Raw genomic sequence first — 25,093 nt, forward strand, 5'->3', positions numbered from 1 at the left:
TGGTGCCTGTTCCCTCGGGTGTGTCAGCCGAGGGTCAGCTGAATCGGCTCGCGCGAAAGGGTGGGGCGGTACATGCAGCGTGTGCCCGAGTAGATGGTGGGCATGCATTCGTTGCAGTGCACGCATGCCGAGCGCGTGGATTCATCGGTTTGGATGCGGCGCAACAGATTCGGTTCGCGCAGCAGGGCCCGGCCCATGGCGACGAATTCGAAGCCCTCGGTCCTGGCCAGGCGCATGGTGTCGAGGTTGGTGATGCCGCCCAACAGGATCAGCGGCATCGACAGCGCGCGCCGGAAGTGGCGGGCCCGCTCGAGCAGGTAGGCCTCCTGGTACGGGTACTCCTTCAAGAAGGACTTCCCGACCAGGCGAAAGCCAAGGCGGGCAGGGCCGGGCAAGACTTTCGCGAAGGAGCGGCGCGGTGGTGTGCCGTGGAACAGCATCATCGGGTTCAGTAGCGAACTGCCCGCGGTCAATTCGAGGGCGTCGAGCGCGCCGTCGGCCTCGAGCCAGGCGGCCACCTGGAGCGATTGGGGAATGGTGAGGCCACCGGCCTGACCGTCCTCCATATTGATCTTGGCCGTGACCGCGATCCGATCACCCACGGCATCCTTGACCGCACAAGCGATTTCACGCGCCATCCGGGCCCGATTGAGCAGGGATCCGCCGTAGGCGTCCTTGCGCCGGTTCAGCACCGGACTCAGGAACGAGCTGGCCAGATAGTTGTGGCCGAAATGAATCTCCACCGCGTCGAATCCGGCCTGCTCGGCCAGGCGTGCGGCTTCGGCGTGCGCGGCCACGGTTTCGGCGATCTCGGCGACAGTGGGAGTATTGGTGAATCTCATGCCGAGCGGGTTGAACATCCGGCTCGGCGCGAGCGCGGGCACTCGATTGGAGGCGGCGTTGGCCACCGGTCCGGCATGACCGATCTGCGCGCAGGCCGCGGCACCCTCCGCGTGCACGGCATCGGTCAGCTTCCGCAGTCCCGCAACGGCTTCCGGCCGCATCCAGATCTGATGCCGATCGGTGCGACCGCCCGGCGCGACCGCGCAATACGCGACGGTGGTCATGCCGACACCGCCGGCGGCGACCTCCCGATGGAAGTCGATCAGTTCCTCGGTGACCAGGGCGTCGGGCGTGCGTCCTTCGAAGGTCGCGGCCTTGATCACCCTGTTGCGCAGGGTGATCGGACCCAGGGTGGCCGGTGCGAAGATGTCGTTCATCGCTGTTCTCCCGTCGGCGCGGTCAAACCGGCCACCACGAAATCTCGCAGTGTCTCGAGGTCCGGCTGCGCCATTCCGTGTTCCTCGATTTCGGGGCTGCCGAAACGCATGATGATCAGATCGAAGGCGAGCATCCACCGACGGCGGCTCTCCCGGTCATCCAGCTCCGGGAGCAGCGTGGCCCAGGTGCCCATTCGAAACCACGGGCCTTGCCACGTGGTGAGATGCCGTCCGAGGACGAACCTGGACAGCAGTCGAAGATGCAAGCGGCCCAAGGGATCTCCCGCGAGCTGGACGAAGGGGGCCAGGATCGTGTCGACGACGGCGGGTAGCGGATCGCGCCCCGCGCTCGCGCGGGCGAGACCATCGGCCCACAGCGGCCCCAACCGGTCCTCGATCAGCGCACCGACCAGGGCTTCCTTCGATCCGAAGTGGTAGTGCACCGCGGCGGCGTTGGCACCGGCGGCGGCACAGATGCCGCGCACCGAGACCTCGTCGTAGGGCTCGGTCAGCAGCAATGATTCGGCGGCGATCAGCAGTCGCTGCCGCGTCCCCGTCTTGACCTCATCGACCATACCCAGAAGTGAAACACGTTTCAATCGACATTTCAATCACTGTTTCAATCAATGGCTGGATGCTCCGCCCCGGTCAAACGAGACCGCGCACGTCCCACACCCACACACCGTCCACCTGCTCGGCCGGTGAGCCGAGCAGGTCATCCACTGTGCGACGCAGGGCATCACTGCTCTTCGCCGGCGGCAACACCACCACATCGGCGCCCCAGAAACGCAGGTCGGAGACGGCCTGCTCGCGCAGAGCTCGGTCGATGACCGGAACCGTATCGAGCATCCGGACCAGCATGAGCAGAACCGCGGTGGGTCGGGGGTCGGCACCATAACCGGCCCCGTGGTCCGCGCCGCTCGGGCCGACGAAGTAGCCGCCGACGAGCGGGAAGGCGAAGTCGGCGTCGACCTGCCACCGCAGTGCGATGGCGTCCCCCGAGGAAGGCGGCGGCACGATCACCAACGAGCCGTCCGAAACATACTGCCGCACAGTGCCGTCGGCGAAGAACGCGGGCGCCGGAGGGCGTTCCACAACGGGCAGCATGGTCGGCGCGATGGGCAGCAACGCGAAGGTCAGGGCGCCGAACCAGGCAACGGGTCGCCGCATGGTGGCGGAGGTGCGCCGCAATTCGATCGCCCGCTGGGTGCCGAGGGCCAGGATTATCGCGATGGCCGGAATGGCTGCCATGGCGAACCGTGATTCGACGATCCCGTTCAGTGGCGGGATCCACCCGAAAGCCAGCCACGGCATCGGCACCATCGCGAAGTCGCCGTCGCCGAAGCGCACGACGCCGTCGAAGGACAGCACAATGCCGAGCGACAGCGTCGTGAACACCACGATGACGATCCCGGCGGCCCGCACAATGCGCTCGCGCCGCAGAAAGAACGCGGTCACGGCGACGAGCAGCAGTAGCGGCCAACCGAAGTAGGTGTTGTCCTCGGTCGGACTGATGCTCACGTCGGGGCCGAACGAGACCATGCTGCCCGCCGATTCCGGCGAGAACTGCAACAGCGACAGAATGTCGTTGCCGACCCGGCCGATCCCGATGAATCGATGCGACTGCGGTCCGGCGAACTGCCACCACAGCCCGAAACCGGTGAGCGTCAGCGTGATCAGCGCCGCGAGCAGGACCGGCGGGGCCACCGCGCGCAGCGTGAGCGCGATGGCGCGCCGGGTGCGCAGGTAGGCGAAGGCGAAGACCGCGAAGCCGAGCGCGAAGATCAGCAGCGACTCCTCACCCAGCGTGAGCTGCACAGCGACCAGCAGTCCGAGCACGATGGCCGCGCGCGGTTGCCACACCGGTCGCGCCCCGGCGGCGTTCTCCGCGTGCCGCGCCATTTTGATGACCTGCACAGCGATGAGCGGAAGCAACACGAGGACAACGAAATTCGCGTGCCCATTGGTATGCGCGATCATCGCGGGTGCGAAGCCGCAGAACAAACCGCCGACGGCCGCGGCGAATTTGTCGGTCACCAGTTCACGCGAGAACACCCAATACCAGGCGAACGCCGTCCCGAACAGGCCGAAGGTGAGCGCCGACACGAAAGTGACGGTCGGCCCGAAAAGCAGGGTGACCGGCGTGAAGGGTACCCCCCAGCCATACATGGTGGTATTGGCCATCATGTTCACGCCGTCGGGATAATTCTGTAACTGGGTGCTGAACGGACTCGCCAGGTGGGTGATGTTTCGTGCCGTGAGGGCGTAGAACCACTCGAAAAGCGTCTGGTCCTGATCGCTCTTGCTCAGGTAGCCACTTCGGGGGTTCGACCACAGCCCGGCGAGTACGAAAACCGAGCGACAAGTAGCATCCGGCGACGATCAGGTCGCTGCGCGCCGAACGCAGCCACCGCGCCGGAGTGCGGCGCGACGCACCCGTTTCCGGTGCGATTCGATCGATAGCCGCTATAGCGGATCGGCCCTCTTCGGTCCGATCCGTTCCCCGCCCTGGTACCACGCGCGAATCTCTCTCACCGTCATTGCCACAATCAGCCCGCTCACGATACGTGAATGCGTGACCGCGGCAAGATCAGGCCGATGAGAAAGGCCCGCTCCATGACCGGGCCTTCGGCGTTTCCGCCGCTACGGCAGTGCGGTGATCAGCTGTTCGACCTCGACCCGCGGCCCGGTGAAGAACGGCACCTCTTCGCGCACATGCAGCCGAGCCTCGGTCGCCCGCAGATCACGCATCAGATCGACGATCCGGTGCAGCTCAGGGGCCTCGAACGCGAGGATCCACTCGTAGTCGCCCAGCGCCATCGAGGTCACCGTGTTGGCCCGCACATCCGGGTACCCGCGCGCGGCCTTACCGTGGTCGGCGAGCATCTTGCGACGCTCCTCGTCAGGGAGCAGGTACCACTCGTAGGACCGCACGAACGGGTAGACGCAGATGTAGTTCCCCGCGTCCTCCCCCGCCAGGAACGCCGGGATGTGGCTCTTGTTGAACTCCGCGGGCCGGTGCACCGCGACGTTGCTCCAGATCGGGGCACTCGCCCGGCCGAGTTCGGTCGTGCGCCGGAAATCGGCGTACGCGGCCTGCAGATCCTCGACCCGCTCGGCATGGGTCCACAGCATGAAATCGGCGTCGGCCCGCAGCCCCGCCACGTCGTAGATCCCCCGCAGCACCACACCCTTGTCGGCGAGCCCGTCGAAGAACGCCCGCGCCTCCTTGATCGCCCCCGCCCGGTCCTCGCCGAGCACGCCCGGCTGAACCTGGAACACCGAGAACATCAGGTAGCGAATGGAGGAGTTGAGAGCCTGGTAGTCGAGTCGCGCCATGGATCTATGGTGCCACTGCGGCGTTTTCGCCCGCCGGTGGGGCTCAGTCCCCCACCGGCCTACTCGCCCGCCACGGCGACGATTCATCACTGCCGAACACCGAGGTCACCGTCGTCACCTCACCCGCGTGAAGTTCGACGGGCCCGAGATCGGGATCGAGAATCAGGATCCGTCCGCTGTTCTGCTCACCATTGATGGCCACAGCGGGCGATCATGCAGCATCGCTATCGCCGATGTCCGATGACACGCCGCTGGTCAGCCGGAGAAGCTGTCCAGTCCGGTGAGCTCGCTGGACAGAGTCCACAGACGCGCGGCAGAGACGGCATCGACGGCCCACGGCTTTACGCCGCCGACGAGCATGTCGTCGTTGGTGGCGAGTTCGGCGACATCGCAATCCTGGCAATAGGCACCCCCGAACGCTGCGAGCGGTGCGGCGGTCGCTGCCCAGACTGCTGTCGCCGCCCCCTGCGCCGGGGTCTTGAAGCCGTCAGCCCGGCTACCTTCACTGCCGATCCAACCCTGCGCGACCTGTTCCGCACGGGGGATATTGCGTTGCAGTGGTGTGAGGATGCTGCCCGGGTGCACGGAATACGCGTGGACCCCCGCCACCGCACCGATCACGTCGAGGTGGGTGGCGAACAGCGCGTTGGCGGTTTTGGACTGACCGTAGGCCCTCCAGATGTCGTAATCGCGGCTGAAATGCAGATCGTTCCAGCGGATATCGGACAGGAAGTGCCCGGACGACGCCACCGCCACCACGCGAGCTCCGCTCTGAGCCAGCGCCGGACGCAATCGGTTGACCAGTGCGAAGTGTCCGAGATGATTGATCGCGAAGTGCGCTTCCCAGCCCGGCCCGACATGCCGGCGCGGGTAGGCCATGACCCCTGCGTTCGCGATGATGACGTCGATGGTCAGGCCGGTATCGAGAAATCGTTCACTGAACGTCCGAATACTGTCGAGGTCGGCCAAGTCGAGTTCAGCCACCTCCGCACTCTCGGTGTCGCGCAGTGCTTTTCGAGCCATTTCGACCCGACGGGCAGGCACGACGACGTGCGCCCCGGCACGCGCCAACGCCACGGTGGCCTCCTTGCCGAGACCTGAGTAGCCACCGGTGACAATGACCGTCTTCCCCGTCAGGTCGATGCCGTCGACGACCTCCTCGGCCGTGCTGCGCGGCCCGAACCCGCTACTGATTCTGTGCTGGTGTGTGATCGCCATGCGCCCGACGGTAAAATCTAGAGTGCGATCTAGGTCAAGCTGTGAGGACGTACGGTGAACGGTCTGTCTATCGGTGACGTCGGTCGGGCCACCGGCCTCGGGGTGCACGCCTTGCGATATTTCGAACGGGAAGAACTTTTGTTGCGCCCGATCCCTCGGTCCTCCGGTGGTCAGCGCGTATACGCGCAGGCCGACGTCGAATGGCTCCTGCTCTGCAACCGCCTGCGCGAGTCCGGAATGCCCATCGCGACCCTGCGAACCTTCGCAGGGCTCGTTCGCTCGGGTCCGGGAAACGAGCGGGACCGTCTGTCCCTACTCGAGGCTCACGAACGGTCTGTTCGCGACAGACTGGCCGAACTGACGGCCGATCTCGAAGTGATCCATAACAAGGTCCTCACGTATCGCAAGCATGTCGACGACGGAACCGCGGCGGGCGTCTGGTCCCCCGTGCCACCGGCCTGACAGAGAACCAAATCCGCTCCCTGGCATATGTGCCGGTCGTCCTGCCTACCGTCGCGGCACGACTCAGGATGACGCAGCCGACTCGGCGACCCAAAATGTCTGGTCGGTGTCCACGTTCGGTCGTCGACGAACACGCAACGACACGGCGCGACACCACTGCGAACGAAGTCGTTAATCGACGCGCGACGCCAGCGACATCGCGATGCGACCGGCCGCTGCCGTGCCCGAGGCCACGCAGGCGGGGACGCCGACGCCGTGGAGGTAGGCGCCCGCTACTGCGAGGCCGTCGAGGGGGGTGAGAGCGGATTCGAGGGTGGCGATGCGGTCGGTGTGGCCGGGGGCGTATTGCGGGAGGCCGCCGGGCCAGCGTTGGGCGACGGCCTCGAGTGGGGTGATCGGGATGCCGGTGACGGTGGTCAGGTCGGCGATCGCGGCGGCGATGAGGTCGTCGTCGGTCCAGGAGAGCGGTTTGTCGTCGCCGAGGCGGCCGAAGGAGGCGCGGACGAGGGCGACGTCGCGCTCGGCCAGGTGCGGCCATTTGCGGCTGGACAGGGTGAAGGCCTTGGCGCGCAAAGGTTCTCCGGTCGCGACGAGGATGCCGGAGTTGTCCGGAAGGGGGGTGTCACGCGGGAGAGCCAAGGCGACGAGCGCCGAGGAGGACAGCTCGATACCGGCGGCCGCCCGCGCCGCTTCGGGCGCCACGTAGTGCAGGAGCCGGGCGGTGACCGGGGCGGGCGTCGCGATGACGACGGCGTCGACGGCTCCGAGCGGGTCGACCACCCAACCCCGCAATGCGCGGGCTACGCGCGTCGCGGCCGTGGTCATGACCAATCGGGCTCCCGAGGCTTCGGTCAGTGCGGCGAGCAGGGCACCGTAGCCGTCACGCAGCCCACCGAATACGGGGGCTGAGCTGGGGGCGGGCATCGCAACGCGGACAGCCTCGGTGAGGCTGGAGGCGCCGTTGTCGAGCGCCTCGGCCAGGGTGGGTAGCGCGGCGCGGACGCCGATGGAGGCGCTGATCCCGGCGTACACCCCGCCGAGCAGCGGATCGACGCTCCGCTCGACTACCTGCCTGCCGAATCGGTCGCCCACCAGGGTCTGCACATCGATGTCAGCGCCCGGTTCCCAGTGCATCGGACGCTGCTCCTCGGTGGCGACGCGATCGAGCGTCGCATCGTCGACCAGCCCGCGCAGCGACTCGGCATCGGACGGAATCCCCATCAGCGTGCGCCCCGGCAGCGGATGCGCCGCCCCCTGCACCCAGATCAGCGGCCGCTTCCCCGCAGGCCGCACCAACTGCTCGTCCAGGCCGAGTTCGCTCATCAACTCGATCACCTCGGGCCTGCGCCCCACGAACGCCTCGGCACCGAGATCGACTGGCTCCCCGGCCAATTCGCGGGTCTGCAGTACTCCGCCGACCCGCCCGCTCTGTTCGAGCACGACGATGTCGACATCATCCCCCAGCCGCTGTCGCAACCGATAAGCCGCGACGAGCCCGCTGATTCCGCCACCGACGACCGCGATCCTCATGCCACGACCGTAGCGGGGCGGATTTACAGCGAGTGCACCAACTCGACCAGTGCCGTCAACACACCAGGATCGGTATCGGGCAGCACGCCATGGCCCAGATTGAAGATATGCCCGGTCGCACCGAGAGTGATCGCCTCGTCGGCTTCCCGCAGGATCCGCCGAGTCTCGGCCTCGACCGCGTCGAACCCGGCGAACAGGATCGCGGGATCCAGATTGCCCTGCAAGCCCTTTCCGGCACCGACCCGACGCACCGCGTCGGTGAGCGGCACTCGCCAGTCGACACCGACCACATCCGCACCGGCCTCACCCATGGCACCCAGCAGTTCGCCGGTGCCGACGCCGAAGTGAATGCGCGGCACGCCCGCCGAAGCAACCTCGGCGAACACTCGCTCCGAATGCGGCAGCACGTACTCGCGGTAATCGGCCAGCGACAGCGCGCCCGCCCAGGAATCGAACAGCTGCACCGCGTCGACCCCGGCCGACAACTGGGCCTGCAGGAAGGCGATCGTGATGTCGGTGAGGGCGCCGAGCAGGGCGTGCCAGGTCTTCGGGTCGGCGTGCATCATCGCCTTGGTGCGCTCGTGCTGCTTGCTGGGCCCACCTTCCACCAAGTAGGAGGCGAGGGTGAACGGAGCGCCCGCGAACCCGATGAGTGGGGTGTCGCCGAGCGCGTCGGTGAGCAGTCGCACGCCTTCGGTGACCGCGCCGACCTCTTCGGGACGCAGTCGCGGCAGCGCGCGCACATCGGCTTCGGTACGCACCGGCGAGGCGATGACCGGGCCGACGCCGGGCACGATATCGAGGTCGATGCCCGCGGCCTTGAGCGGAACGACGATGTCGGAGAACAGGATTGCCGCATCGACACCGTGCCGGCGGATCGGCTGCATGGTGATCTCACACACCAGCTCCGGGTCGAAGCACGACTCGAGCATGCCGATGCCCTTGCGCAGTTCGCGGTACTCCGGCAGTGACCGGCCGGCCTGACGCATGAACCACACCGGGCGCCTGCTGGGCGTCGCGCCGGTGGCGGCGGCCAGGAAAGGGGCATCGGTCAACCGGCGGCGGGTGTAAGTGCTCATCGCCGTTCATCCTAAGCGTCGAGCCCGGACGAACCCCACAGCCAGGCAGGTGTGGGACGAACCACACGTTCGACCCGCCGCGTACCCGACACCCGCCACACCCGTTCGCGTCGCACATCGTGCATCGCACCGACGTCGAGAATGCACCCTCCGCAACGTCAACGGCACGCAACGCGCACGGCGGCGCGCCTCCGACGGCGTCGGGCGCCCACCGTCTACCGTTCCTCCTCGTGACACCGCTCGACATCCGCGACGGCGCCGCACCGACCGGGGGAACGCCCCGCGAGCCTGCTCCTTTTCGGGCGGCGGTCGATGCGATGGGCACCGCAACAGTGCACCCCCGAATCGAGCTGGCGCCTATCCGTCCTCCGCAACGGTTGGCGCCGTTCTCCTATGCGCTCGGAGCGGAGGTCATCCACCCCGACAGTCCCGTGGTGCCCACCGACTCCGAGGGCGACGCGTTCGGCAGGCTGATCCTGCTACACGACCCCGACGGCGACGAGGCCTGGAACGGTGTGTTCCGGCTCGTCGCCTACATCCAGGCCGACATCGACGCCGCACTTGCCGCCGACCCGCTATTACCCGAGGTGGCGTGGAGCTGGCTGGTCGACTCCCTGGAATCGCGCGGCGAACCGTTCACCGCCCTCGGCGGCACGGTCACCGCGACCAGCTCGGTCCGCTACGGCGATATCGCGGGCCCACCCCGCGCCCACCAGCTCGAACTGCGCGCGTCGTGGACCGCGACGACCACCGAGATGCGCCGGCATGTCGAAGCGTTCTGCGAGGTGCTGGCCTTTGCCGCCGGGTTGCCACCCGCCGGGGTCACCCATTTACGACCGGAGTCCTATACCCGCACCGATCACCCTTGATCGCCACGTAGAGTTCACGTCTATGTCGGTCGCCGAGGAACCCACCGCAGCAGAGCCACTGCTCGTCCCTGCCGAGGGGGTTCCACCTGTGCTGGCGACTGCCGACGAGGTCGCCGCGGCCGCCAAAACTCTCGCCGCAGGCACCGGCCCTCTGGCCGTCGACGCCGAACGCGCGTCCGGTTTCCGCTATTCGGCACGGGCGTACCTGATCCAGCTCCGCCGCGAAGGCGCGGGCTCGTTCCTCATCGACCCGATTCCCGTCACCGATGCCCTGACCCCCTTGGCCGAGGCGATCAACGACCTCGAATGGGTCCTGCACTCCGCTGATCAAGACCTGCCCGGCCTCGCCGAACTGGGTTTGCGCCCCGCCCGCCTGTTCGACACCGAACTCGGCGGCCGCATCGCCGGCTACGACCGCGTCGGCCTGGCCGCGATGGTCGAGAACCTGCTCGGCCGTTCCCTGCGCAAGGGCCACGGCGCCGCCGACTGGTCGAGCCGCCCGCTGCCCGACGAGTGGCTCAACTACGCCGCCCTCGATGTCGAACTGCTCCTCGAACTCCGCGACACGGTTGCCTCCGACCTCACCACCCAGGGCAAATTCGACTGGGCCGCAGAGGAATTCGAACATGTCCGCACCATGGACCCACCCTCCCCCAAGGCCGACCGCTGGCGCCGCACCTCCGGCATCCACACCCTGCGCCGCACCCGCCAACTGGCGATCGTGCGCGAACTGTGGACCACCCGCGACGAACTCGCCCGCGCCCGCGACGTCGCCCCCGCCCGCATCCTCCCCGACTCGGCCATCGTCGCCGCCGCCACCGGCGAACCCCGCTCGATCGCCCAACTCCGCACCCTCCCCGTCTTCGGCGGCCCCCGCCAACGCCGCTACTCCCGCGACTGGCTGGCCGCGGTCGAACGAGGCCGCACCCTCCCCGACAAACAACTCCCCCCACTAACCCTCCCCTTCGACGGCCCACCCCCGGTCAACCGCTGGGAACGCCGAGACCCCATCGCCGCCGCCCGCCTCACCACCGCCCGCGGTGCGATGGGCGAGCTCTCCACCGAACATTCGATCCCGGTCGAGAACCTCCTGTCCCCCGACCTGGTTCGCCGGTTGTGCTGGGACGGACTCCCCGACTACAAGAATGTCGGGGAGTCCGAAGAATTGTCAGCGAAGATCGAGGCATTCCTCCTCGCCGGCGGCGCCCGCAACTGGCAACGCACCCTTGCGGTCCCTGCTCTGACCAAAGCATTGACACCCGCAGTCGACTAGTTGCATGGGTATGTGTTCGCGTTGGCGGAGGGAACAAGTCCGAGAGGGTCCTGGGTGAGGTATCGGCCGGTTTCGGGGTCGTAGTAGCGGTGATTGTTGTAGTGGAGCCCGGTTTCGGGGTCGTGTTGTTGGCCTTGGAATCGGTGGGGGGTGTCGGGACCTGTCCAGGCAGTTTGACCCCAGAGAGTGGCGCTAGCTGTATGAGGCCATGACGTTCGTGACACCGGCCCGGAGCAGGGTGGCTGGTGGTCGGTTTCCGGCGGCCGAATGCGGTCGATGATAGTTGTCGTGAATATTCCAGATCCGGAGAGCTTCGGTTCGTTGATGTTCGGAGGTCCATTCGCGGGCGTAGAGGAACTCCTCGGCCAGAATCCGGTTGTAGCGCTCCACTTTGCCGTTGTGGCGTGGGGTGTAGGGCCGGATCCGCTGATGCCGGGCACCTTGTAGGACGGTGGCGAAGTCACCGGCTCGGTAGCAGGCACCGTTGTCGGTGACGATCCGTTCGAGGAAAACGATGCCGTGAGCGGCGAAGAACGCCCGTGCCCGATGCACGAATCCGATGGCTGTGACAGCCTTTTCATCGGGGAGCGCTTCGGTGTAGGCCAGTCGGGAGTAGCCGTCGACCGCCGAGTGTAAGTAGGTGTACCCGGCTCGTGCGCCGCGCTTTTTGGCGGCGTCGACGGCTTTGGCGTGGGCCGAGCCCCGGCCGTGGGTGTGCCAGCCGCCGCCGTCGGGGATCCGCCCGACCTTCTTCACATCGACGTGGACCATGTGACCGGGCCTGCGAGCGATGATGGGTCGTGACACCCGGTTGTCGGCGCCGCTGGGGTCGATGAACCTGCGCCGGTTCAGACCCAACCGATCCAACTGCCGGGTGACCGTTCGGACGGCGATCTGTTCACCCTCGCAACCTATTTCGAAGGCGATCCGTCGGGCTGACCACTTCTTTGTGCGACGCAGGCTCTCGATCCGGGCCACGACCTGGGCTGTGGTGGCAGTGGGCTGGTGGTGCGGGACGCTGGAACGGTCAGCGAGGCCGACCTCGCCGAACTGTCGGTAGCGGTTGACCCATTTCGATGCGCATTGGCGTGAGATTCCCATCTCCGCGGCGACGTGGGCGATCGGGCGTGTCTGGCAACGTTGAACCAGACGGCGACGGCCTTCTACTGACAGTGGGGCATAACGGTGGGTCACGGACGGATCTTTCGGTCGGGCGGACGGAGGATGTGGTGTTTTCCATCCTGCCGCCGGGAGATCCGTCCCCTCAGCTCACCCCTGCCCAAGCGTCAACAACATCATGACCCGCAACATCGCACTCATTCAATTATTTTGCACACGACATTGGTCACTTCTTCCATCCAGGGTGACCGGCATCGGAATTGACCGAAGCACCCGTTTACCAGTGCTCGACTTTTGATTGCGGATTGTATTTGAGTGCTTCCACATCGTAGGTGTCTGCCGAGGATGAGAGCACCCGCACCTCGAAGGAGAGTTCTGTTGGAGATTCGACCCTCAGCACATCGCGCAACCCTCCGATAACGTCCGCGGCAAGCGCCTCATACTCGCAATACCGTACAGGCCAGCCCAATTGACGAACCCAACCCGGTTCACCCGACTTAGATTCGACAGGAACTACCAATTCCACCTCATCATCAGGGGTTGCAATTTCCGCCCGTAGACCGCCAGGGAGCATGACAAACTCAACAAAACTGCCTTCACTGACACTTATTCTCAAGTAACCATTGCGTGGGATCCGCGTGAAGGTCACGGCCAACGCTGCGGAGAGTTCTGCCCAGTCGGCAATCTTAATGTCCACTATTGATTACCTTCGGTACGAGCCTGATACGACGGATTAACCATCTGAATATTGAACCACTGGGTACCCATGTAAAGACGAATGATCACTTTGGGAAATACCCATCGCACCTCACCGTACACCCCTGCTATCCGCTGAGCGGGTGCACCGATTACCGACTCGATCAGCTCGGCAAGGTCGGTATAAGCATCATATAGGTACGAGACTGTTGTGACAGTAGGTTTCGGGATTGGGTCGATAACAGTCCACGAAAAGTAGTTAACAAACCCATTCGTGCCGCGCCAGCTCGCTAACGGCCTAGCCAGATCTAGGCCAGTATCCACGTCTGCTCCATACTTGAAATGAGTCTTGATCCGCCAGCCCAGTTCCTCGCATAACCGATGCATATTCTCGTCGGTCCATAACAAATCATAACCGGTGACAATTGGAAGCGCTTCAGCGATTTGTCTGTCAATCATCTGCCTGCTCTTGAGGGAAGATTCCGGCAGTAGTTCCTGATCGGGACGCACGGAACCCGCTTTGCTCACAGAGGCTTCGGGTGACTCCGTATAGATGTTTGCAAATGTCGAAATTCTGGTCATTTCATCGCCCACTAGCCTGATCTGGGTCCCCAACCCAGCCGATGCAAAGCTAATGTCCGAATTCAGCCGATATCTAATCCGCGCCACAGTCCATACTGGGCCTACCAACACGACAGTACCGTCTGGCTTCTCACCAGAACGTACTACATCTCCAAGTTTTACCTTACCCTCAAGGCACCGATTTATGATGAGGGCCGATCCCGAGGACTCGATCTCAACCTCATATAACTGCAACTTTGCATTATCGGTCATATTCGTTCCGCCCTTTCTATGAATTCTTGGATTTGCTCTGCAGTCATCGCCGGCGTCTCGTCCATAATATCACGCATATTCCCAGTATCTATTCGTCGAGGTATATCGATACCCATATCTGCGAGAATCTCGCGCGCGGCCGATGCCGGTATTTCAATACTTGCGCGGGAACTGAATTCTCCCGGCGAGATATTCACCGGAACTTCCCGTTCGACCGGGAAATATCCGTAATCCATATCCCGCTCAACGCCAGCAAGATCATCGCCCCTCGCGATTTGAACGACCGCCTCGCCATAATCTTCAGAGCCCGTCGCAAAAATTGTCGCAATCCTTGGGTCTTCACTGGTCGGTGTCCATCCAGTCTCCGCGAGCCCTGGGTTTCCTTCGTACCCTCTCGTAGTTCCACGAAATAGCGGGTCGTTTGAAGATCGGGAAGAGGTTTGGCTGCATGATTCGGGTGCCAGCCCCAACGGATCGGACCATGCTGTGGGGTTCCGCGGATATGTGTAGCTATTATTTGCCGGTGCCAATCCCAAGGGGTCAGATGTGATGTATCGCCCAGTTTTCGGGTCAAAATATCTGTGGAGGTTATAATGCAATTCCGTTTCAGAATCGTAGTACTGACCCTGCAGCCGATGAGGACACGTGGCGCCCGACCATGTCAGTGCGCCCCATAGCGTAGTGCTTGCGTACGAAACTGCCGTACCAGTATGACCGTCGATGAGAAGTTTCGGCGCTCCGTCCGTTCCCGTCACAATCACATGGAATTGAGATTCGACGCCCTCACGAAATATCGACTGAGCGAGCGGAATGTAAGTTTCGGGCTGGTAGGCCCAGGCCGTAATCTCAGCGTATTCCCGCGTTTGTACCGATTGCTCGACAAGGTGCGTCCGATCCCATGTGTACCGGTACCGATCGCTACCGGTGACGTTCTCTTTGGTTACGCGTCGACCAAAAGCATCATACGTGTATCGCCAGTGCTCGCCATTCGGCGTGAATACACCCGTTAGCTGGTCATTATAATCGTATTCGAAATTCCATACATCCGATTCTCCGACAGCCTTTTGATGCTCTCTGCGCACCAATCGGCCTGCAGCATCGTGAGAGTACGTAACGCCACCAATACTCGTGAGGATGTTATGCCGATACTGATGGCGGGCGGGTTCTGAATCCGAGGCCGGATCATCCGAGATATGCGCGGCGATCAGATTGGACAGTGCATCATACTTGTAGTACTCGACTACGCCAGCGTGTGAATCAATGATGTAGTTGACACGACCTAGAGAGTCGAGTTCATACTTGCGATACTCGGCGCCCCCTGGCCGAGCGATCATGTGCGCATCTAGCAAACCATCTGCGCGCCAAGTGTACTCATCTCGCTGGATTAGTTGCGTGGGTATCCCGGTCGCCGGCTCAAGCTGTACCAATTCATGGACGGTCCTATGGCCAGTCCCTTTGTGCGCCCAATGCTGCCCTACGACGGGCGTGCGCCAACTGTTCTGACGACCCGAAGCGTCAAATGTAAATGAAAACTTGTGGCCGGAGGCGATTAGCTCTTCGATCCTGCCGCTCGTGTTATATCGCTTCTTGGTCGAATTTCCATTGGGAGTGGTGTAGTCGACTTCGCGGCCGTGAGCGTCGTAGGCGTACAAAGCTGGGGGCTGATCGTCCATCTGTTGCGAAAGGAGTCGGCCGCCCGGGGTATGAGTGAGTGCAATAGCATGGGTCGTGTCGTCGCCATGACCGTTCCGGGCGGTCGCGATGTGACCGGTCGGTGTATATGTGCGCGATATCCAATCGTCGGTGCTTGTTCTGATGCTCGTGAGTCGGCCGAGGCGGTCGTATCGGTGGCTGAGTTCAACTTCTGTGGGCGTAGTGACTATTTCTGGGCGGTTCAGAAGGTCGTAGCGGGTGGTGGTCTGAGCGCCGCTGTAGTCTTTTGAGCAGACGACATTATTGGTTTCGTCGTATGTGTAGTTCCAGGTGTCACCGAGCGGATTGGTGACTGCGATCAGGTTTCGTTCCGTGTCGTAGGTATAGGTCGTCGTCTCGCCACTGGCGTCGCGGCGAGAGGCACAGAGATCGAAGGCACCGTAGGTGTAATGGGTGTGACCGCCAACAGGATTGACGTACGCGAGTAGATTACCCTCACCATCGAATTGCCATGAGTCGGTCGTACCATCGGGACCGATCCTTGAAAGCTGTTTTCCTTCTGTGGAATACACATAGGTAGTGGTGAGCCCCAGAGCATCGGTAACAGCACAGGCGCGTCCGAAGTGGTCCCGCGCGATTCGAGTTACAGCACCGTCTGCATTGGTGACCCGAACCGGTAGGCCGGCGCCATCGACGTCGACGGTGATCGTCGTTCCACTAGACTCGACGATTGTTGCCGGAGCACCGACCGGATGGTGGGTGTAGGACGTGTGCACACCATCGGGATCGGTGACCGAAACTAAATTGCCGCGGCTATCGTAGGTGCGATACGTGGTCGAACCGTCAACATCGGTGACGGTCGCCGGACATTTCGGTCCTTGATAGTCGATGGTGATTGTCAAACCGTCGGGGCGGGTGATTCTGGTTAGGTCACCGTTCTTGTCGTAGAGGTAGCTGACAACATTGGTGTAGGAATCGATGTACTGAACGGGTTGGCGATACTCGTTGTACTCGGTGCGTACCGTCGCCCCCCGCGGGTTGACTGTGTAGCGCAAGCAGAGTTCTTCGTCGAATTCGAAGATAGTGACGCCGCTGCGGGAATTTGTGTAATGTGTTCTGGTACGCCCATACTGGGGCAGTTTCTCGTAAGCGAAGGTAGCCGACAAGATGCCTTCGGTACCAGTCTGCGCGACGACACGGCCCATTGTATCGTAGGTGTTGCGCATTTCGGTGCCACGGGAATCACGCCAACCCAATATCCGATGTTGAGCGTCGTACTGATAGGTAGTTGTGGCGCCGACACCGTTTGTAACAGCAGTGAGTTCTCCAGCGGTATAACCGAATTCGCGGACGAGGCTGCTGACGTCGGTTCCGTCAGCGAGCGTACCGACCACAGTGAGGGCCGTGATCCGGTCTTCGGTGACGCTGATGTTGACTCGATACCCACCGGAATGAACAACGTGGGTCGGCTCGCCATTATCGTTGAAGTGGAACAGAATTCGGTTGCCATGGCGGTCAATGATCTCGCTGATGGCGTAGTTGCCCAGCTGGGTGTCTAGGCCCCCCATACCCGGGTTGGGGTAGAACGCCCAGGTCAGTTCACGATCGGGGTCATAAACGCGGTAGCCGCCTGTCTCGGCGCGCGTCATCGTTGCACGAGTGCCCTTGTGGACGGAAGCGACTGCAACGTCCGGGGCCGTATGGGGGAACTGCCATAGCTCACCGTCGGGCCCTACAAACTTGACACCGACCTGGTCGACGATAACCCGCATATCCACCGTCGCTGCCCACGAAGGGCCGAACCATCGCCCGAACCTGTAGGACGAGCGGTGTCGGCGGGCCAACGTCAACGGCAACACACCCAGTAGGTTTACGTCGGTTTCGGGAAGGAGGAATTCCCCGGTAGCCGCGTCGACGGGGTCGTTGCAATCAGTGGTCTGTTTGGCGGTCTTGTTCAGGTCGGGCTTGCCGGAATCAGCCTGGTCGGGAAGCTTGGTATCCGGCTTGGTCGTATCGGTCAGCGTGGTCGCAGGCTTGGTCTCCGGGGTATCGGGAGTCTTCGACGGTGTGTCCGTTGTAGTTGCCGGATTCGTTGGCGTGTCAGGCTGTTTCGTAGTCGAGGGTGTCGTCGAGGTGTCGGTGTTCTTCGTGGCTGCGGGGCTGGTTGTGGTGTTGTCGGCGTTCTTCGACGACTTCGACGGGGTCTTCTTGAATGCCTTCGCGATATCACCGAATGCCGACTTCAACTGCTTGAGCAATGGCTTCAGCTTCGCCATCGTCTTGGCCAGCTTCGAAAACAGCTTCGAAATCGTCGCCACTGTTTTTGCGATATAGGCGGTGGCTTGGATCGCGACGAGCGGGGTCGCCAAACCGACCGAGAACACCAGTTCGGCGGCCCAGACCGCGAGACGGCCGACGGTTTGAGCTACCAGGTCTCGGACAGTTTCGCGGACTGCTGCCACGATGCCGCCAGCCATACGGATCGCTGAGGCTGCCGCGGTCGCGGCGGTATTGGCCGCGGTGAGCAGGTTCGTGGTGTTGGAAGCCGCCGATTTGTAGGCAGTGGCGGTTTGGCCGGTCCAGTCCGAGACGTCTGCTGTTACTGCGGCGTTTTGGGCTGTGGCTACCTCGCTGATGCGGGTGGCGACGTTGTCCCAGGTTTTGGCATAGGCCTCGATCTGGGCGGGGTCGCCGGCGATCCAGTCCAGGGCGTCCTGGAGGGGTTGGCAGTGTTCGATGAGCCAGCCGACGCCGTAGCCGGCGAGGGTGCCGAGGGGGTCGACGACCAGGGAGACGGCTTCGGCGCCGAGGCCAACGACGCCGAGTCCAACCTCGATCCAGGAACCGCCCGAGATCGCGTCCGACAAGTCAGTGACGGAGCTGACCAGGCTGATGCCGGTGGACCAGTCGGTGGTGACTTCCCTGGCGGCGATGAGGGGATTCGTCATCAGACGTCGAGGTTCTTCAGGGCGGTGGCGTTGGTGTTGTCGCGGGTGGTGAACGCGTCGGCGACCGCGGTCAGATTCGAGCTGGTGTCACCGAACGCGCCAATCGCGGCCTGGATGGCGTCGATACCGTCGGTTTCGACCGCGTCGACGAACAAGGGGCCGAGGAAGGCACAGAGTTTGCCGAAGGCGTCGGAGGGGGCGGAGACGGCTTGGGCTGCTTCGAGGGCTTCGGTCAACCCTGAACCGGCGGAGGTGACGTTGGTGGCGTGGGATTTGATCTTGTCCGGGGAGATGCTCAGTTCCCGGCCTGCGCTTGTCATGTGGTGCCTACCCCTCGTACGTGATGCCACCCCTGGTCGACGGGCACTCCCTACCGTGACCTGCGGTGTTCGATCCTGATCGAGCAGGTCGGCCTGACGGCGACGACCTGCGGCACGCCGTGCCAATGGCCGAGCGTAGCGGATGCGAGAGGGTTGATGCCGATGGTGAATTCGATGGAACCAGAACGTACTTCGGTGCGTCTAAGGGTGTGAAGGAGTGCCGTCTCGGTGCCCGACTGTTCGTGATGCGCAGGGTGGTGAACATAGGTCCCCGACCGCATGACTCGCATCCGTCGGCAGTCGCCGTGGGATGTTGTCGAAGGTTGGCAGAACTCCGGCATGGCGGAACGCGATGTTGTTGTGGAGGTTTCATGGGGCTGGGGCAGTGGGATGAATTGAGCAGAGTGGTGTCGTAGGCTGTGCGGAACGACGGGGTGCCGGGTGCGGGGAGCATTCGGGGCGGCCGTGGGGTTGGTGCGGGCTCGGCCGGATGGTGTGGCTCGGTGATCGGGGAAGACGGAGGATGCTCGTGCGGCGACGGTCTGTGGTGGTGACCACGGTGTTGTGTGGGGTGTTTGCGGTGGCGGGGTGTTCCAGTACTGAGAGTGGGAACGCGCAACCGAGTTCGACTACGGATCTGTCGGCGGCGACTGCGGCGTTGTGGGATCCGTGTTCGCAGATCCCGGATTCGACGTTGACAAGCCTCGACATCGACCTCGCATCGAAGCGGTCGGGCATCCTCGGAGCAGAAGAGCCGGGGTGGAAGATCTGCCTGTGGGAAGAGAACGAGTTCCCCCCGAACTACGGGATTTCGGTGGGATCTTCAGTACATACCGTAGATGAAGTGAGAGCCAAGCCCGGAAATGTCGACTTCGCCGAAGTGAAGGTCGCAGGCCGCTCAGGCACTAAATACCGACAGAGCCTCAACGACGTAGATGAAGAGTGCACATTCGTGTTTTCGACAAGCACAGGGTTTGTACAACTCGGCATGCTCAATGTCAGCACGAAATCTAAGACTGTACCGCCGTGCGAACGACTTTCACCGATTGCAGAAGCGATCGTTCCACTCCTTCCAAAATAGACTCCGACCGACATAGGGGGTGCGGTGGCTCCAACTGACGAGAAGTCCCGCTGGCAGTACTTGAACGAAGAGGCAAAGGCAGGCCGCCTCTACTTGGATCCCTCAGTTGCAACGAGTTGCCGGGATGCAAGCAATACACAAATCGCCCTGTTCACACAGCTCAAGAATGATCTGCAGATGCTGGCTAGTGTCACCGGCCTAGGCCGCTTCACTGCGGCCGACGAGCTGGCGAAGATGCTCGGCATGAAAGCTATCGGCGGAGAACGTGATTTCAAAACAGCTTTTGAGGAACATATAGCCGTACTCGAACTGATCCGCGACACCATCGAGATCTCGGTGAAGAAGTACGAAGACCAGCAAGTAGCCCAAGCGCAAGCATTGAATTCGCAGGGCGCCAACCTCCCCAACGGTGGTGCATAGTGTCATTCTTGGACAACCTCGGCAGGGCCGCCATCAGCGCCGTCCCGGGCGGCAATACATACCTCGCGTTGAAGGACTACTCCGAGGGCAGCAAGCCGACGCGGTCTACGGACGAGAGCCCGGACGCTCATATCGCACGGAATCGACTGGCGGAGTTGAAAACTGAATTCGACGGCACCTATCAAAAGCCGCAGGTTGTCTCGTACGACGAACCGAGTCAGATGTCGGACCTGTACGAGCGGGTCTCCGCGATGTCGATGACTGAGGTCAACACATTGCACACCCGCTGGGAAACTCTGCGGAACAAGCTCGAAGAAGGTTTCAAGACCTACGACACTAAAATCGGCGATGCGATCGCCGAGAAGTGGGTCGGCGACGCGGGGGCCAGTGCCGGTGCCGGAATCAAAGACTATGTCGAGAAGTCGGGCAACCTCCTCGGGTCGGCGCAGATGATGGCCGAGAAGGTGAAGGTCGTCGAGTCCGCCATGCAGATCGCCAAGGATCGGGTCCAGCCCCACGAAGGCTCCACGATCAGCGGGATCGCGAGCTACATCCCCGGACCCACCTGGAAGATGGACAGCCACAACGCCGACACCGCGAAATCCGAAGGGGCGGAAGTGGTCAAGGGCATCTATTACGAGGCGATCAAGATCGCGGACACCGATGTCCCACTCGTGCCGCAGCCGTACAACCCCCTCGAGACCGGGGCTAAGCCGGGCGATGACAAGGGCAACAACGACGGCACGACGGGCACGAAGCCGACCACGCAGCAGCCCACCACCGAACAACCCACCACCGAGCAACCGACCACCGAACAGCCGACGACGGAGGATCCGTCCGACGACGACACCGGTGACGACACAACGCCGTCGAGCACAGAGCCGGCTGCGACGACACCGCAGTCCACTGTGCCGACCACGCCGACCTCACCGGCTGGCACCACTCCCGCGTCGACGACACCGATGGGGACCGGTGGCTCTCCGGGCGGGGGTTCTCCCGGTGCGGGGACACCTGGTTCCGGTGTTCCAGGAGCGGCCGTTCCGGGCACGCCGGGTGGCGCGGCTGCCGGGAAGGCTGGTGCGAGCGCAGGAGGCGCGGGTGCCGGCGGCGCGGGCCGTGGGATGTCGGGCATGGGCGGTATGGGTGCCGGTGGCGGACGCGGCAAGGGCGACGACGAGAAGGAAGCCGGGACGAAGGACTATCTGATCACTCAGGAGAACGGTGAAGAACTCACCGGGCTCAGTGAGGACCAGCGAGCCAGAACCGTGCCCCCTGTGATCGGAGAGTGAACGTGGCTCAGTGGCAATTCAGCGCGCTCGGGTTCACCGTGCTGTGGCGGGCGGCGGATCGGGATGTGCTGCCGTATCCCCTGCAAACACACTCGGACGCGGTGACCGTGGACGACTACGACCAGCTGTGGCAAGACGAGGCGCAGCGGATTCTGCCGATGTTCGACCGGTCCCTGGAAGCGGCGGTGGGGATTCTGCTAGAGCCGGAAGCGCGGTTCGAACTGGCCGGATACGGCGACGGGGAGAAGTTGCGGTCGTTCGCGGCGGTGCGGGGGCAGCAGGCGGTGCTGGTGGAACAGCAGCGGGTGCCGCTCGACCGCGAGGGTGGTGACATCCGGATGAGCATGCTCGAGATCGAGCAGCTGCCCGACAAACTCCTTGCCCGGCTGCCGAAGACGGGGGCGGCAGGCGGGGACGGGTTCACGATGAACAGCAACGACATCGACGAGGAAACGCCCTACGATCCATGGGCGGCCGATCGGCGCACTCCGCAACAGAAGGCGGACGATTTCTTCGGGCGGACACGGTCGACGCTGGTGTACGTGGCGGGCTATCCGGGGGCCGCGACGGACAACCGGCCGCAACCAGGTCAGGGCTTCCACGTGATGGATTTCCCGGATGGGCGTTATCTGGTCACCGAACGTGGCTCGGTGATCGAGGCGCGCCCGGGTGATACCGGTGACGCGCGCGGGTCGTTGGTGCGGTTGATGAAATCGGCGCTCGCGATCTATCGCGAGGACAACGAGCCCACGTACCGATAGCCACGCATCGACCCTGCCGCAGGCTGCGGCAGGGTCGATGGTGGCTACTGGGGGCGGCATAAAATCAGTCGACCCGAGGCGTACTCGGCGATAGCGTCGATCCTCGCCATCATGCCGCCATCGAAAGGTCACGCCATGCTCGAAGCCGAAGCGATCGCCGCCAACCGGGCGAATTGGGACGACCGGGCCGACGTGCACGCGCGCTCGCAGATGTATGACGTCGATGCCTTTCTGGCCGATCCGGACGACATTTCCTCGGTGGTGCGCAACGATCTCGTGGTGCTGGCGCCACACCTCCCGGAATCCGGGATCCAGGGGCGGTCGCTGCTGCATCTGCAGTGTCACATCGGCACCGACACCGTGTCCTGGGCGCGGTTGGGCGCGGTGGAGGTACACGGACTGGATCTGTCGCCGAACTCGCTGCGGCACGCGGCGCGGATCGCCGAGGCCGACGGTCGCGACATCACCTGGGTCGAAGGGGACGCGCGGTTCGCCTCGGCGGTGCTGCACCGACGCTTCGAGACCATCGTGACCAGCACAGGAACTATCGTCTGGCTACCGGAGCTCACCGCGTGGGCGCGGTCGATCCATGATCTGCTCGAACCGGGTGGGGTGTTCGTGATCCGCGACGACCATCCGATTCTGGGCGCGATGCAGCTCGAACTGTGGGAGATCGACGACGATTATCTCGGCGGTGGTGGCGCTCGGAGCTACTCGGACTCGGGTACCTACACCGAGGACTCGGACGGGCAGATCACCCACACCACCAATCACGAGTGGCGCCACGACCTGGGGGAGATCGTCGGAGCGCTGCTCGCGGCCGGACTCGTCATCGAGGCGTTGGCGGAACTGCCCTTCATGGATTGGCCTGCGTATTCCGATCTCGTGCCCTGCGAGCAAGGGTGGACGCTGCCAGACGGTATGCCGCGCATCCCGTTGAACTTCGCCATCGTCGCCCGGCGGCCTGTCCACTGAGCCGAGAACGCCTCAGCGGGTACCGGCCGCCACGCCCGACGCGCGCTATCGGGCCCGGATCAGCGCGATTGCAGCCAGCCGCCGATCCGCTGGGCGATGGCGTCGGGAGTGAGGCCGAGTTCTTCGAGAATCTCGTTGCGGGAGGCATGGTCCAGGAACTGCTGGGGCACACCGAGATCGCGGGTGGGGACGTCGAGGCCCGCGTCGCGCAGGCGGGCGGAGACGGTGGATCCGATGCCGCCGTGCAGGCCGCCGTCTTCGACGGTGACGACGAGGCGGTAGTTCTCGGCGAGCTTGACCAGGGTGTCGGAGACCGGGATGACCCAGCGAGGGTCGACGACGGTGACCGAGATTCCTTGGGGGTCGAGCAGTTCGGCGACCTTCATGGCGGTCTCGGCGAAGGGGCCGACGGCGACGATCAGGACGTCACCGTGCTGGGACTGCGCCGAACCGGCACTGGGGACCGCCAGCCGAAGCACATCCAGCCCGTCGAGACGTTCCACGGCCGTGATGTCTTCGGCGACACTGCCTTTCGGGAAACGCAGCACGGTGGGACCGTCGGAGACGGCGAGCGCCTCCGCCAGTTCCTCGCGCAGGGTGGCGCCGTCGCGGGGGGCCGCGACGCGGATGCCGGGGATGATGCCGAGCAGCGAGAAGTCCCACATGCCGTTGTGGCTGGCACCGTCGGGTCCGGTGATGCCTGCGCGGTCCAGCACGACCGTGACGGGCTGCTTCAGCAGCGCGACGTCCATCAAGAGCTGGTCGAACGCGCGGTTGAGGAAGGTGGCGTAGATGGCGATCACCGGGTGCATGCCGCCCAGCGCCAGACCGGCGGCCGAGGCCATGCCGTGCTGTTCGGCGATACCGACGTCGAACATGCGCTCGGGGAAGCGTTCACCGAACGCGGCCAGGCCGGTGGGGCCCGGCATGGCGGCGGTGATGGCGACGATGTCCTCGCGACGCGAGCCGTGCTCGATGAGCTCTTCGGAGAACACCGCGGTCCAGCCCTTGGCCTTCTTGCCCGCCAGCGGGCGGCCGGTGCGGACGTCGATCGGGTCGCAGGCGTGCATCTGGTCGGCGACGTGGTTCTCGGCGTGCTCGTAACCGTTGCCCTTGCGGGTGACCACGTGCACGACGACCGGACCACCGAAATCCTTGGCGCGCCGCATCGCCGCCTCGAGCGAGACGAGATCGTGGCCGTCGACCGGGCCCACATACTTCATGCCCAGGTCGGAGAACAGTTCCTGCGGGCTCACCGCGTCTTTGATCCCGGCCTTGAGCGCGTGGACCATCGAATACGCCGAATCCCCTACCGCGGGAATACTTTTCAGAATGCGTTTCCCGGCGACGAGCGCGTGCTCGTAGGCGGGCTGGGTGCGCAGCGCGGTCAAGCGGTCGGCGAGTCCACCGATCGTGGGGGCATACGAGCGGCCGTTGTCGTTGACGACCACCACCACCGGACGATCGGGCGCACCCGCGATGTTGTTGAGCGCCTCCCAGCACATGCCGCCGGTGAGCGCGCCGTCCCCGACGATCGCGACCGGGGTGCGGTTCTGGTCGGTGAGCGCGAACGCCTTGGCCAGACCGTCGGCGTAGGACAGCGCGGCCGACGCGTGCGAGGACTCGACCCAGTCGTGTTCGCTCTCGGCGCGACTCGGGTAGCCCGACAGGCCGTCGCGGCTGCGCAGCGAGTCGAAGCGGTCCTTGCGGCCGGTGAGGATCTTGTGCACGTACGCCTGGTGACCGGTGTCGAAGATCAACGGGTCGGCAGGCGAATCGAAAATCCGGTGCAGGGCGATGGTCAATTCGACCACCCCGAGATTGGGACCGAGATGGCCTCCGGTGGCGGCGACCTTCTGCACCAGGAACTCGCGGATCTCGCCCGCCAGTTCCCGCAGTTGCGGCACGCTCAGCCGGCGCAGATCTTCGGGTGAATCCACCCGCGACAGCACTCCCACCTGAACTCGCTCCCTCCGGACTACATTGTGATTCGCCCAGTGTATTTGC

23 protein-coding genes are annotated in these 25,093 nt (G+C 63.9%); 8 read left to right on the forward strand and 15 right to left on the reverse strand.

Features of this window, described 5'->3' with window-relative positions:
* Positions 1 to 23: 23 nt before the first annotated feature.
* The 6 genes from ACTWPB_RS25895 to ACTWPB_RS25920 all read right to left on the reverse strand — a co-directional run bounded on the left by ACTWPB_RS25895 (position 24) and on the right by ACTWPB_RS25920 (position 5,777).
* Positions 24 to 1,220 carry an NADH:flavin oxidoreductase gene (locus ACTWPB_RS25895; protein WP_446223124.1) on the reverse strand — a complete coding sequence of 399 codons (1,197 nt, stop codon included), beginning with the start codon at positions 1,218 to 1,220 and terminating at the stop codon, positions 24 to 26.
* Complete coding sequence (locus ACTWPB_RS25900) at positions 1,217 to 1,795, reverse strand: TetR/AcrR family transcriptional regulator (RefSeq protein WP_446223125.1); 579 nt, start codon at positions 1,793 to 1,795, stop codon at positions 1,217 to 1,219. The genes ACTWPB_RS25895 and ACTWPB_RS25900 overlap by 4 nt, the downstream gene beginning before the upstream one ends.
* Before the next feature lie 73 nt (positions 1,796 to 1,868).
* Positions 1,869 to 3,407, reverse strand: coding sequence for a glycosyl transferase (locus ACTWPB_RS25905; protein WP_446223126.1), 1,539 nt, complete (start codon positions 3,405 to 3,407; stop codon positions 1,869 to 1,871).
* A gap of 456 nt (positions 3,408 to 3,863) precedes the next feature.
* Entirely contained in the window at positions 3,864 to 4,559 is a 696-nt protein-coding gene (gene hemQ / locus ACTWPB_RS25910) for a hydrogen peroxide-dependent heme synthase (protein ID WP_446223127.1), read from the reverse strand.
* Between the two features lie 43 nt (positions 4,560 to 4,602).
* Positions 4,603 to 4,761 carry a hypothetical protein gene (locus ACTWPB_RS25915; RefSeq protein ID WP_378945016.1) on the reverse strand — a complete coding sequence of 53 codons (159 nt, stop codon included), beginning with the start codon at positions 4,759 to 4,761 and terminating at the stop codon, positions 4,603 to 4,605.
* 53 nt (positions 4,762 to 4,814) lie between these two features.
* The gene (locus ACTWPB_RS25920) at positions 4,815 to 5,777 is read right to left on the reverse strand and encodes an oxidoreductase (protein ID WP_446223128.1); all 963 of its coding nucleotides are present in this window, start codon (positions 5,775 to 5,777) and stop codon (positions 4,815 to 4,817) included.
* A gap of 54 nt (positions 5,778 to 5,831) precedes the next feature.
* Between ACTWPB_RS25920 and ACTWPB_RS25925 the strand changes: the two genes are divergently transcribed.
* Positions 5,832 to 6,239 (forward strand): MerR family transcriptional regulator, encoded by a 408-nt coding sequence (locus ACTWPB_RS25925; protein ID WP_446223129.1) that lies wholly within the window; start codon positions 5,832 to 5,834, stop codon positions 6,237 to 6,239.
* A 171-nt stretch (positions 6,240 to 6,410) separates the two neighbouring features.
* On the opposite strand, the gene ACTWPB_RS25930 is transcribed toward ACTWPB_RS25925, so the two are convergent.
* Positions 6,411 to 7,769 (reverse strand): protoporphyrinogen oxidase, encoded by a 1,359-nt coding sequence (locus ACTWPB_RS25930; RefSeq protein WP_446223130.1) that lies wholly within the window; start codon positions 7,767 to 7,769, stop codon positions 6,411 to 6,413.
* Positions 7,770 to 7,792: 23 nt separating this feature from the next.
* Entirely contained in the window at positions 7,793 to 8,848 is a 1,056-nt protein-coding gene (gene hemE / locus ACTWPB_RS25935) for a uroporphyrinogen decarboxylase (RefSeq protein WP_446223131.1), read from the reverse strand.
* Between the two features lie 317 nt (positions 8,849 to 9,165).
* On the opposite strand from hemE, the gene ACTWPB_RS25940 reads away from it, so the two are divergent.
* Together ACTWPB_RS25940 and ACTWPB_RS25945 are read left to right on the forward strand one after the other, a co-directional pair.
* The gene (locus ACTWPB_RS25940) at positions 9,166 to 9,717 is read left to right on the forward strand and encodes a DUF3000 domain-containing protein (RefSeq protein WP_446226483.1); all 552 of its coding nucleotides are present in this window, start codon (positions 9,166 to 9,168) and stop codon (positions 9,715 to 9,717) included.
* A 22-nt stretch (positions 9,718 to 9,739) separates the two neighbouring features.
* Positions 9,740 to 10,990: an HRDC domain-containing protein gene (locus ACTWPB_RS25945; protein ID WP_446223132.1), complete on the forward strand. Its 1,251-nt coding sequence runs from the start codon at positions 9,740 to 9,742 to the stop codon at positions 10,988 to 10,990.
* Here ACTWPB_RS25945 and ACTWPB_RS25950 read toward each other — a convergent pair.
* From ACTWPB_RS25950 to ACTWPB_RS25975, 6 genes are all read right to left on the reverse strand, one after another.
* Positions 10,987 to 11,214 carry an RHS repeat-associated core domain-containing protein gene (locus tag ACTWPB_RS25950; RefSeq protein ID WP_446223133.1) on the reverse strand — a complete coding sequence of 76 codons (228 nt, stop codon included), beginning with the start codon at positions 11,212 to 11,214 and terminating at the stop codon, positions 10,987 to 10,989. The genes ACTWPB_RS25945 and ACTWPB_RS25950 overlap by 4 nt on opposite strands.
* Positions 11,183 to 12,184, reverse strand: a complete 1,002-nt coding sequence (locus ACTWPB_RS25955; RefSeq protein WP_446223134.1) for an IS481 family transposase — start codon at positions 12,182 to 12,184, stop codon at positions 11,183 to 11,185. Before ACTWPB_RS25955 ends, ACTWPB_RS25950 begins: the two co-directional genes overlap by 32 nt.
* 202 nt (positions 12,185 to 12,386) lie before the next feature.
* Positions 12,387 to 12,806: a TY-Chap domain-containing protein gene (locus ACTWPB_RS25960; RefSeq protein ID WP_446223135.1), complete on the reverse strand. Its 420-nt coding sequence runs from the start codon at positions 12,804 to 12,806 to the stop codon at positions 12,387 to 12,389.
* Complete coding sequence (locus tag ACTWPB_RS25965; RefSeq protein WP_446223136.1) at positions 12,806 to 13,639, reverse strand: DUF6301 family protein; 834 nt, start codon at positions 13,637 to 13,639, stop codon at positions 12,806 to 12,808. Before ACTWPB_RS25965 ends, ACTWPB_RS25960 begins: the two co-directional genes overlap by 1 nt.
* Entirely contained in the window at positions 13,636 to 18,240 is a 4,605-nt protein-coding gene (locus ACTWPB_RS25970) for an RHS repeat-associated core domain-containing protein (RefSeq protein ID WP_446223137.1), read from the reverse strand. The genes ACTWPB_RS25965 and ACTWPB_RS25970 overlap by 4 nt, the downstream gene beginning before the upstream one ends.
* Positions 18,240 to 18,560, reverse strand: coding sequence for a type VII secretion target (locus ACTWPB_RS25975; protein WP_446223138.1), 321 nt, complete (start codon positions 18,558 to 18,560; stop codon positions 18,240 to 18,242). Before ACTWPB_RS25975 ends, ACTWPB_RS25970 begins: the two co-directional genes overlap by 1 nt.
* Before the next feature lie 550 nt (positions 18,561 to 19,110).
* Between ACTWPB_RS25975 and ACTWPB_RS25980 the strand changes: the two genes are divergently transcribed.
* From ACTWPB_RS25980 to ACTWPB_RS26000, 5 genes are all read left to right on the forward strand, one after another.
* Positions 19,111 to 19,641, forward strand: coding sequence for a DUF3558 domain-containing protein (locus ACTWPB_RS25980; RefSeq protein WP_446223139.1), 531 nt, complete (start codon positions 19,111 to 19,113; stop codon positions 19,639 to 19,641).
* Positions 19,642 to 19,665: 24 nt separating this feature from the next.
* The gene (locus ACTWPB_RS25985) at positions 19,666 to 20,061 is read left to right on the forward strand and encodes a hypothetical protein (protein WP_446223140.1); all 396 of its coding nucleotides are present in this window, start codon (positions 19,666 to 19,668) and stop codon (positions 20,059 to 20,061) included.
* Positions 20,061 to 21,350 (forward strand): hypothetical protein, encoded by a 1,290-nt coding sequence (locus ACTWPB_RS25990; protein WP_446223141.1) that lies wholly within the window; start codon positions 20,061 to 20,063, stop codon positions 21,348 to 21,350. The genes ACTWPB_RS25985 and ACTWPB_RS25990 overlap by 1 nt, the downstream gene beginning before the upstream one ends.
* A gap of 2 nt (positions 21,351 to 21,352) precedes the next feature.
* Positions 21,353 to 22,111, forward strand: a complete 759-nt coding sequence (locus tag ACTWPB_RS25995) for an ESX secretion-associated protein EspG (protein ID WP_446223142.1) — start codon at positions 21,353 to 21,355, stop codon at positions 22,109 to 22,111.
* A 111-nt stretch (positions 22,112 to 22,222) separates the two neighbouring features.
* Complete coding sequence (locus tag ACTWPB_RS26000) at positions 22,223 to 23,086, forward strand: class I SAM-dependent methyltransferase (protein ID WP_446223143.1); 864 nt, start codon at positions 22,223 to 22,225, stop codon at positions 23,084 to 23,086.
* Positions 23,087 to 23,145: 59 nt separating this feature from the next.
* On the opposite strand, the gene dxs is transcribed toward ACTWPB_RS26000, so the two are convergent.
* Positions 23,146 to 25,044 (reverse strand): 1-deoxy-D-xylulose-5-phosphate synthase, encoded by a 1,899-nt coding sequence (dxs, locus tag ACTWPB_RS26005; RefSeq protein ID WP_446223144.1) that lies wholly within the window; start codon positions 25,042 to 25,044, stop codon positions 23,146 to 23,148.
* Positions 25,045 to 25,093: the final 49 nt, after the last annotated feature.

Source organism: Nocardia sp. IBHARD005, assembly GCF_052814245.1.

Coding starts and splice junctions, on each gene's coding strand:
- ACTWPB_RS25930 (WP_446223130.1), bottom strand. CDS start 7,769: ATGAGGATCGCGGTCGTCGGTGGCGGAATCAGCGGGCTCGTCGCGGCT.
- ACTWPB_RS25940 (WP_446226483.1), top strand. CDS start 9,166: ATGGGCACCGCAACAGTGCACCCCCGAATCGAGCTGGCGCCTATCCGT.
- ACTWPB_RS25945 (WP_446223132.1), top strand. CDS start 9,740: ATGTCGGTCGCCGAGGAACCCACCGCAGCAGAGCCACTGCTCGTCCCT.
- hemQ (WP_446223127.1), bottom strand. CDS start 4,559: ATGGCGCGACTCGACTACCAGGCTCTCAACTCCTCCATTCGCTACCTG.
- ACTWPB_RS25970 (WP_446223137.1), bottom strand. CDS start 18,240: ATGACGAATCCCCTCATCGCCGCCAGGGAAGTCACCACCGACTGGTCC.
- ACTWPB_RS25920 (WP_446223128.1), bottom strand. CDS start 5,777: ATGGCGATCACACACCAGCACAGAATCAGTAGCGGGTTCGGGCCGCGC.
- ACTWPB_RS25975 (WP_446223138.1), bottom strand. CDS start 18,560: ATGACAAGCGCAGGCCGGGAACTGAGCATCTCCCCGGACAAGATCAAA.
- ACTWPB_RS25900 (WP_446223125.1), bottom strand. CDS start 1,795: ATGGTCGATGAGGTCAAGACGGGGACGCGGCAGCGACTGCTGATCGCC.
- ACTWPB_RS25895 (WP_446223124.1), bottom strand. CDS start 1,220: ATGAACGACATCTTCGCACCGGCCACCCTGGGTCCGATCACCCTGCGC.
- ACTWPB_RS25905 (WP_446223126.1), bottom strand. CDS start 3,407: ATGATGGCCAATACCACCATGTATGGCTGGGGGGTACCCTTCACGCCG.
- ACTWPB_RS25965 (WP_446223136.1), bottom strand. CDS start 13,639: ATGACCGATAATGCAAAGTTGCAGTTATATGAGGTTGAGATCGAGTCC.
- hemE (WP_446223131.1), bottom strand. CDS start 8,848: ATGAGCACTTACACCCGCCGCCGGTTGACCGATGCCCCTTTCCTGGCC.
- ACTWPB_RS26000 (WP_446223143.1), top strand. CDS start 22,223: ATGCCGCCATCGAAAGGTCACGCCATGCTCGAAGCCGAAGCGATCGCC.